We start from the raw sequence: 350 nt of genomic DNA on the forward strand, positions 1-350 counted from the left end.
GGAAGTGCACGGCAGGCCGGGCCTGCTGCAGCGCGCGGGACAATTCCCGAGCCCGATCGCGCACGAGTATCAGATCAGCGAGGACGCGCAGCGCTACTACCGCACCGGCAAGAGCTTCCTATACCGGACGCTGCCGTTCTGGCTCGCGAGCATCGGCGACCGCACGCTCGTGCTGCTGTTGCCGATCGCCGTGCTGCTTTTTCCGGCGATGCGGCTGGTTCCGGCGCTGTATCGCTGGCGTGTACGTTCGCGCATCTATCGCTATTACGGTTCCCTGATCGCGATCGAGCGCGGCGCGCTCGCGCAAACCACCGACGAAGAGCGCAAGCGGCTCTTCGCGGAACTGGATC

At 65.7% G+C, this 350-nt stretch carries 1 pseudogene; it reads left to right on the forward strand.

The features are described from left to right. A pseudogene (locus SB753_RS35470) lies at nucleotides 1–350 on the forward strand (C4-dicarboxylate ABC transporter substrate-binding protein); the annotation flags it as partial.

Source organism: Paraburkholderia sp. SIMBA_053, assembly GCF_046534895.1.
GTDB lineage: Bacteria > Pseudomonadota > Gammaproteobacteria > Burkholderiales > Burkholderiaceae > Paraburkholderia > Paraburkholderia caledonica.